Source organism: Blastomonas sp. CCH1-A6 (assembly GCF_001556365.1).
Taxonomy (GTDB): Bacteria; Pseudomonadota; Alphaproteobacteria; order Sphingomonadales; family Sphingomonadaceae; genus Blastomonas; species Blastomonas ursincola.
Window position 1 is genome coordinate 22,524 of record NZ_LSIS01000140.1, and the last position, 6,944, is coordinate 29,467.

The 6,944-nt window shown below is 66.0% G+C and carries 6 protein-coding genes; all 6 read right to left on the reverse strand.

Annotated elements, in window-relative coordinates:
* Positions 1-93: 93 nt before the first annotated feature.
* On the reverse strand, positions 94-1,506 hold the full coding sequence (murC, locus tag AX735_RS05530) for a UDP-N-acetylmuramate--L-alanine ligase (protein WP_066276921.1): 1,413 nt from the start codon (positions 1,504-1,506) through the stop codon (positions 94-96).
* Complete coding sequence (gene murG, locus AX735_RS05535; protein ID WP_066276924.1) at positions 1,503-2,693, reverse strand: undecaprenyldiphospho-muramoylpentapeptide beta-N-acetylglucosaminyltransferase; 1,191 nt, start codon at positions 2,691-2,693, stop codon at positions 1,503-1,505. Before murG ends, murC begins: the two co-directional genes overlap by 4 nt.
* The gene (locus AX735_RS05540) at positions 2,693-3,922 is read right to left on the reverse strand and encodes an FtsW/RodA/SpoVE family cell cycle protein (protein WP_231750030.1); all 1,230 of its coding nucleotides are present in this window, start codon (positions 3,920-3,922) and stop codon (positions 2,693-2,695) included. Before AX735_RS05540 ends, murG begins: the two co-directional genes overlap by 1 nt.
* The gene (murD, locus tag AX735_RS05545) at positions 3,919-5,247 is read right to left on the reverse strand and encodes a UDP-N-acetylmuramoyl-L-alanine--D-glutamate ligase (protein ID WP_066276930.1); all 1,329 of its coding nucleotides are present in this window, start codon (positions 5,245-5,247) and stop codon (positions 3,919-3,921) included. Before murD ends, AX735_RS05540 begins: the two co-directional genes overlap by 4 nt.
* Positions 5,244-6,314, reverse strand: a complete 1,071-nt coding sequence (gene mraY / locus AX735_RS05550; protein WP_066276932.1) for a phospho-N-acetylmuramoyl-pentapeptide-transferase — start codon at positions 6,312-6,314, stop codon at positions 5,244-5,246. Before mraY ends, murD begins: the two co-directional genes overlap by 4 nt.
* A partial coding sequence (locus tag AX735_RS05555) for a glutamate ligase domain-containing protein (protein WP_446471786.1) occupies positions 6,314-6,944 on the reverse strand: 631 nt, incomplete at its 5' end. The genes mraY and AX735_RS05555, both read right to left, overlap by 1 nt.

The window sequence follows — 6,944 nt, forward strand, 5'->3', positions numbered from 1 at the left end:
GTCCCGAGCGCAGTCGAGGGACGTGGCGCGCTGGTCCCTCGACTTCGCTCGGGACAAACGGTGGACTGGTAGAGGAGAGAGGCGTGGACGGGCTCACGCAGACTGCCTCCGCTGCGTAATCGCATCGGCAAGCCCTGCCGCCCATTTGGTGATGTCGCCCGCACCCAGGCAGATGACCATGTCGCCGTCCTGCGCATCGGCCGCCAGCAGGTCGGCGAGCTCGTCGGGTCCGGTGATCGTGCGCGCCTGGCGGTGGCCGCGCTGCTTGAGGCCGCTGGCCAACGCCTCGGCATTGACGCCCTCGACCGGCTCCTCGCCCGCGGCATAGACCGGCGCGACATAGACGATGTCGGCGTCGTTGAACGCCTGCTGGAACTCGTCCATCAGGTCACCGAGGCGGGAATAGCGGTGCGGCTGGACCACCGCGATAATGCGGTTCTTGACGCCCTCGCGCGCCGCTGCCAGCACCGCGCGGATTTCCACCGGGTGATGGCCATAATCGTCGATGATCGTCACGCCATCAACCTCACCCACCTTGGTGAAGCGGCGCTTGACCCCGCCGAACTTGGCAAAGCCGGTGACGATGTCCGCATCCGCCATGCCCATCTGCAGCCCGACCGCGATCGCGGCGATGGCGTTCTGCACATTGTGGCGGCCGGGCATCGGCAGCTCGATGCCCATGATCTGGCGGGTGGAGCCGTCGCGCTCGCGCACCGTCACGTCGAAGCGGTTGCCGCCGGGGATCGAGACGACATTGTCGCCGCGCACATCGGCCTGGGCGGAAAAGCCGTAGGTCACGACGCGCCGGTCCTTGACGCGCGGCAGGATCGCCTGGACCTCGGGATGGTCGAGGCACAGGATCGCCGCGCCATAGAAGGGCACGTTCTGCACGAACTCGACGAACGCGTCCTTGACCCGGTCGAAGCTGCCATAATGGTCGAGATGCTCGGGATCGATATTGGTGACGACCGCGATCGTGCCGTCGAGCCTGAGAAAGCTGCCGTCGCTTTCGTCGGCCTCGACCACCATCCATTCGCTGTCGCCGAGTCGCGCGTTCGACCCGTAATTGTTGATGATGCCCCCGTTGATGACGGTGGGATCGATGCCGCCTGCATCGAGCATCGCCGCGATCATCGAGGTGGTCGTGGTCTTGCCGTGCGTGCCGGCCACCGCGACAGTGGATTTGAGGCGCATGAGCTCAGCCAGCATCTCGGCGCGGCGGACGACGGGGACGCGGTTCTCCAGCGCCAGATCGACCTCCGGATTGCCGCGCTTGATAGCGGTCGAGGTGACGACCACGGCGGCATCGCCCAGATTTTCCGCCTTGTGGCCGATCATCACCGGAATGCCGCGCTTGCGCAGGCCTTCGACGACATAGCTTTCGGCTATGTCCGAACCCTGCACCTTGTAGCCCAGATTGTGCATCACCTCGGCAATGCCCGACATGCCGATGCCGCCGATGCCGATGAAATGGATGGTCCCGATGTCGATTCCGACGCCCTTCATGCTTCCTGTCCTTCAGCTTCGCGGGCCAGGGCCTCACCGCCCAGGGCCTGGCCCTTGGCGGCGGGGGCCACGCGAATAATGTCTGCCAGCGGCGCGGCGCCGAAGCTCTCGACGAGATCGGCCAGATCGCGCACCGCATTGGGGTAACCGCATTTGTGCGCGGCGAGCGCCGCATTCTCGAGCGCATGCGGATCGAGCGCCATCTTCTGGATTTGCTTGGCGAGTTCCTTGGGCGTGAACGCCTCCTGCCGGATCGAGCGCGCGCCGCCGGCCTTGACCATCTCGCGCGCATTGGCGGTCTGGTGGTCGTCGGTGGCGATGGGTAGCGGCACCAGGATGGCGGGGCGGCCCGCCACGGTCAGCTCGGCGATGGTGGAGGCACCCGCACGGCCGATGAACAGGTGCGACCAGCCGAGCTTCTCGGGCAGGTCGTTCATATAGGTCGCGAGTTCCGCCGGAATGCCGTGCTCGGCATATTTGGCACGCACGCCCTCGATATCCTCCTCGCGGCACTGCTGCACCACCTGCAGGCGGCGGCGCAGGTTGACTGGCAGCATCGCCAGGCCATCGGGCACCACTTCGGACAGTACCCGAGCGCCCTGGCTGCCGCCGGTGACGAGCACGCGGAACACGCCATCTTCCAGCAGCGGCGGATAGTTTTCGCCGCGCAAGCTGAGCACCTCATCGCGCACCGGATTGCCGACCAGATGGACGCGGTCCTTGAGCTTCGGATTGAGCCTATCGACCTGCTTGTACGCGGTGGCGATCGCATTGACCCTGCCCGCCATGAAGCGGTTGACCCGCCCCAGCACCGCATTCTGTTCGTGAATGATCGTGGGGATGCGCGCCTTCTGCGCCGCGAGCAGCGTCGGCAGCGCCGGGTAGCCGCCAAAGCCGATCACCGCGCTCGGCTGGAAATTCTCGAACAGGTTGAGCGCCATCGCCCGGCCTGCCCAGATGCCCTTCATGCCGCGGAGCCAGCCGATCGGCCCGCCCGCAATGCGTCCGGGCGGCAGGATGTGCACCTGGTCGCCTTCGAAAATACCCGGAATCTTCGCGCCGCGCTCGTCGGTCACGAGCGCGATATGGTGGCCGCGCTGCTGCAGTTCGCGCGCGAGCGCATAGGCCGGAATCAGGTGTCCGCCGGTGCCGCCGGCGGCGAGCACATAATGGCGCGAGATGGTCATCAGTTCTTCCAGTCCGATCCGAGCAGGCTGCGGTCCTCGAACGGGTTACGCCGGGTGAGCGACAGCAGCAAGCCCGCGCCGATGCCGAGCGCGATCATCGACGAGCCGCCATAGCTGATGAACGGCAGCGTCATGCCCTTGGACGGGAAGAGCTGCAGGTTCACGGCAATATTGATGAACGCCTGCCCGCCGAGCTGCGCGGTCAGGCCCGTCACCGCCAGGATGGTGAACAGGTCGCGCTCGTCGAGCAGCCGCATGCAGATGCGCACGATGATCGCGAAATAGACCAGAGCGATCGCCGCACAGGCAAGCAGGCCGAATTCCTCGCCGATGACCGAGAAGATATAATCGGTATGCGCCTCGGGCAGGTTGAACTTGTGCACGCCCAGGCCCGGCCCGGTGCCGATCAGCCCGCCGCCGGTCAGCGTCTTGTGCGCGAACATCACATGGTCATATTCGCCCGCGCCGAACAGCCAGCCGTTGATGCGCTGCGTCGCCACGGGGTAGAAGAAATAGGCGAGCGTCATGCCGACCGCGCCCGCACCGACGCCGAGGCCGACCACCTGCATCGGCAGGCCCGCGAGCAGCATCAGCGTGAACCAGATGCCGATGAACATGATCGTCTGGCCAAGGTCGGGCTGGCGCATCAGCAGCACCGCGATGCATGCGGTGATCGCGGCGGTAAGTTTCAGCACCGGCAGGCTGGGATCCTTGACGCGCAGCGAAATGATCCAGCCCATGGTCACGGCATAAGCGGGCTTCAGGAATTCGGACGGCTGGATGCCGATGCCATAGCCGATCCAGCGCTTCGATCCGTTCACCGCGTTGCCGAAGATCGGCACCAGAGCGAGCAGAACGAAGAAGATGCAGGCCATGATGATCGCCAGGCGGCGCGCCTCGCGCTTGGGCAGCATAGAGACCACGAACATGAAGCCCAGGCTGACGATGACCCAACCGAGCTGGCGATAGAAGAAGTAGAGCGGGCTGAGCGTCTCGGTCGCGGTCGAAAGGCGCCGTGCCGTCGCGGGCGAGGCCGCCTGCACCGCGATCAGGCCGATCGCGATCAGCATCATGATCATCGCCAGCAGCACGCGATCGAGTTCCCAGAACCAGATCGCCAGCTGCGACCGGTCGCTGCGGCCCAGCCTGCGCCCGAGATTGCGCGGCAGCTTGTACGCGCGCTTGCCCGAAAGGCCAGTGGCGGGGGCGGTGGCAGCCAGATCACTCATCGCTCGGCATCCTCCTGCTGGTTCGCATCCTCTGCGATCAGCGCGTCGACGATCTTGCGGAAGCAGTCGCCGCGCGCCTCGAAATCGCGAAACTGGTCGAAAGAGGCACAGGCAGGCGACAGCAGCACCACCTCACCCGCTTTTGCGTTGTCCATCGCGCTGCGCACAGCGTTGGCGAGCAGTTCCGCGCGCGTCACCGGCATCACTTTTTCAAGCTGGTCCGCGAACACCGGCCCCGCCTCGCCGATGGTATAGGCGTGCACGACATGGTCGAAATGCGGCGCACATTCGTCGAGGCTGTCGCCCTTGGGCAGCCCGCCGACGATCCAGTGGATGCGAGGATAGGCCCCCAGCGCAGGCGCGGTCGAGGCCGGATTGGTCGCCTTGCTGTCGTTGACATAGAGGACGCCGCGGTGCTCGGCGGTGCGCTCCATGCGGTGCGGCAGGCTGGAATAGGTGGCGAGCGAGGCGCGGCTGCGCGCCTGGTCGAGCCCCAGCGCATCGACAGTGGCGAGCGCGACCGCGACATTCTGCGCATTGTGCGGGCCCTGCAATGCGGGCCAGGCGCGCTGATCTTCGGCCGAGACATCGGCGGCGTGGACTTCGCGCGGGGCGGTCAGCGTCGCGGCGATCGTCCGGGTCGGCTCGTCATCGGTCGCGATCACCGCGACATGCGCGGGATCGTGCTGCATCGCAAACAGCCGCGCCTTGGCGGCGCAATAGCCGGCAAAGCCGTCATAGCGATCGAGATGATCGGGCGTGATGTTGAGCAGCACCGCGACGTCGCAATCGAGGCTGAAGGTCAGGTCGATCTGATAGCTCGACAGTTCGAGCACATAGACCCCGCCTTCGGGAAGCGGCGGCTGCGACAATATGGGCAGGCCGATATTGCCGCCCATGATCGTCGGCACGCCCGCCTCGCGGATGATGTGGTGGATCAGTGCGGTGGTGGTCGACTTGCCGTTGGTGCCGGTAATGCCGACCACGCGATGCGGCGGCAGGCTGGCGCGGGCGAGCGCGAACAGCTCGATATCGCCGATGATCGGGACGCCGGCGGCGCGCGCGCGGTCCGCAACCGGGTGACGGTTGAGCGGCACGCCCGGCGAAACGATCAGCCCGTCGAACCCGGCCAGATCGATCTCCATCGGGTCGCCGATCCGGACCTCCGGGTGGTTCGACACCGCCGTCTCGCGCGCTTCGTCGCGATTGTCCCACACGGTGCACTCCGCGCCCGAGGCCATCAGCGCGTCGAGCGTCGCCAGGCCCGAGCGTGCCAGGCCCAGGATGCAATAGCGTTTCGCGGCAAAGGCGGGGGAGGTGATCACCGGATTTTCAACGTCGCAAGACCGGCCAGTGCAAGCACCAGCGAGATGATCCAGAAGCGGATAACCACGGTCGATTCCGCCCAGCCGAGCTGTTCGAAATGGTGATGGATCGGCGCCATGCGAAACACGCGCTTGCCGGTCCGCTTGAAGAAGAACACCTGAATGATCACCGACATCGCCTCGACCACGAACAGCCCGCCGACAATGCCAAGCACGATCTCGTGATGCGCGGCGACCGCGATGGCGCCGAGCGCGCCGCCGAGCGCCAGCGATCCGGTATCGCCCATGAACACCGCCGCCGGCGGCGCGTTGAACCACAAAAATGCGAGGCACGCGCCGATGATGCAGCCGCAATAGATGGCCAGATCCCCCGCACCCGGAACGTGCGGAATGCCGAGATACGCGGCGAACTTGGCGTTGCCGACCATGTAGACGATCAGCAGGAAGGCGAGGCTGGCGATCACCACCGGGAAGGTTGCGAGACCATCGAGCCCGTCGGTCAGGTTTACCGCATTGCCGAAGGCAACGATGGTGAAGGCAGCGAACGGGATGTAGAACAGCCCCAGGTCGAACGGCGGATAGTTGATGAACGGCACATAGAGCAAGGTGCCGGTCTGACCCAGGATCACCCAGCTGGCGACGCCGGCGATCAGGAACTCGCCCAGCAGCCGCACCTTGCCCGACACGCCCTTGTGGCTCGCCTTGCGCACCTTGTCGAAATCGTCGAGGAATCCGATCAGCCCGAAGCCCAGCGTCACGCACAGACAGGCCCAGACGAAGACATTGGTCAGGTCCATCCACAGCAGCACCGAGATGGTGAGCGAGATCAGGATCATCAGACCGCCCATGGTCGGGGTGCCGCGCTTGGCAAGGTGCGTCTGCGGGCCATCGAGGCGGATCGGCTGGCCCTTGCCCTGGCGCATGCGCAGCATCAGGATGAAGCGCGGGCCGATGATCAGACCGATGAACAGCGCGGTGACGATCGCCGCGCCCGAGCGGAAGCTCAGATAGCGGATGAGGTTGAGCGGCCCTTCAAAATCCAGATATTGTGCCAGCAGATATAGCATCAAACCCCCTCCCGCGACACGGCGGATGCGGCCGGCGTAGCTGCCAGCGCGCGCACCAGTGCGGACAATCCCACGGAATTGGACCCCTTGACGAGCAGGGCATCGCCATCGCCCAATATGGCCTGCAGCGCCGCCAGCGCCGCATCGGCGGCGGGCACATGCGCGATTGTGCCCTGCCACTCAAGCGAATTGGCAAGCGCGTCGGCCAAGGGTGCCATTTCGTCGCCGACCAGAATGACATGATCGACCTTCGCGGCCATCACCGGCGCGGCAAGCCCGGCATGATAGCTGTCCGAGCTCTCGCCCAGTTCCTTCATCGCGCCCAGCACGACGATGCGGCGTGCGGCATGTTCCTGCCCCAGCAGCGCCAGCGTCGCCGCCATCGAGGCGGGGTTGGCATTATAGGCCTCGTCGATCAGCAGCGCGGTGCCGCCATCGGGTGTCGCAACCTGCACCCGCTCACCGCGGCCCGACATGCCGGGCAGATCGGCCAGCGCAAGTCCCGCCACGGCCAGGTCGCCGCCCGCTGCATCGACTGCGGTCATCACCGCCAACGCGTTCATCACCCAATGCTCGCCCGGCGCGGAGACGCGGAAGCACAGCCGCGCCGGGCGAGCATTGGGTGATGAA